This window comes from Paraburkholderia polaris, from assembly GCF_012927345.1.
Taxonomy (GTDB): domain Bacteria; phylum Pseudomonadota; class Gammaproteobacteria; order Burkholderiales; family Burkholderiaceae; genus Paraburkholderia; species Paraburkholderia polaris.
Map to the genome: position 1 here is coordinate 1 of NZ_JABBGJ010000134.1, position 1,450 is coordinate 1,450.

The 1,450-nt window shown below is 56.7% G+C and carries 1 protein-coding gene; it reads left to right on the forward strand.

All coding sequences use genetic code 11. The features are described 5' to 3' along the window. Positions 1-53 precede the first annotated feature (53 nt). Positions 54-1,417, forward strand: a protein-coding gene (locus HHL24_RS43280; protein WP_169491340.1) for an IS3 family transposase whose coding sequence is annotated in 2 segments (ribosomal slippage) — positions 54-551 and positions 554-1,417 — 1,362 coding nt in all. Because the reading frame shifts where the segments join, the coding sequence is not laid out codon by codon here. Positions 1,418-1,450 lie beyond the last annotated feature (33 nt).

The following is a 1,450-nucleotide window of genomic DNA, read 5'->3' on the forward strand; positions in this document are numbered from 1 at the left end:
TGAACTGCACCCCAAAAGTTGGACACCCGTCCAACGATTTGGGGTGTTTTTTCATGAGCAGGTACAGCGCGCGGTTCAAGCAATCGGTTGTCGAAGACTATCTGTCTGGCAGAGGTGGTGGTGGTAGGGAGGTGGCCCGCCGACACTGCATTGACCACGGCACGGTGCGCAAATGGGTGGCGGCCTGGCGCTTGCACGGCAAAGATGCGTTCAGGAAGAAATACAGTCACTATGACGCCCGGTTCAAGCTGAAGGTGCTGCGGTTCATGCAGACACAGGCGTTGTCGTGTCGGCAGACCGCCGCTGTTTTCGATATCCGTAATCCGGCCAGCGTCGGCCTGTGGAAACGCCAGTATGATTCGGGGGGTATCCAGGCGCTGCAGCCTCGCTCCCGACCAAGCACCGTGAAGCAACCAAAGTCACCGCCACCACCGGACGTATCCCGGCCTGATGAGGCCCGCACGAAAGAAGAGCTTCTTGAGGAGCTGAACTATCTGCGCATGGAGAACGCGTACCTAAAAAAACTCGATGCCTTGATCCGCTCGGAAAGCCCCACAGCGCAGCGCAAAAAGCGCAAGTAGTGGCCGGGTTAAGGCATCAGTTTCCAGTCAAGGGTCTGTTGAAGATGGCAGGCCTGGCGCGCAGCACTTTCTACTACCAATGCAAGGCATCTCAGGTGGTGGACAAGCACGCGCAACTCAAGGCGCACATCCGTTCGGTCTTTGAGCAGCACAAGGGCCGTTATGGCTATCGGCGCATTACCAGCGTGATCCGGCGCATGGGAAGCACCGTCAATCACAAGACCGTTCAGAGCCTGATGCAACGCATGCAGTTGAAATGCCTGGTACGTCCGAAGAAATACCGTGCGTTTCGCGGGACGGTGGGGCGCATTGCACCAAACGTGCTGCAGCGGCAGTTTGATGCCGACGCGCCGAATCAGAAATGGGTCACCGATATCACCGAGTTCCGGGTGGGCGACCAGAAGCTCTATCTGTCGCCGGTGATGGATCTGTACAACAACGAGATCGTTTCTTACGAGATGGCCACACGTCCGGTCTTCACGATGGTCGCACGCATGCTGAAGAAGGCAATGAAGCGGCTGGGGCCTGACGAGCGTCCCGTTGTCCACTCCGATCAGGGCTGGCATTATCAGATGCGCGCTTACCAGGCACTGCTCTCAGAGCGCAACCTGCCGCAAAGTATGTCGCGCAAAGGCAACTGCCATGACAATGCCACCATGGAAAGCTTCTTCGGCACCCTTAAATCTGAGTTCTTCTACCTGAACCGGTTCGAGAGTGTCGAGGCGCTGCAGGCTGGCATCAAAAAGTACATTCACTACTACAACCACGATCGCATCAAGATGAAGTTAAACGGGCTGAGTCCTGTCATGTACAGAACCCAGCCCTCTCGGCCCTAGCCGAAAATCGTCCAACTTTCCGGGGTCAGTTCA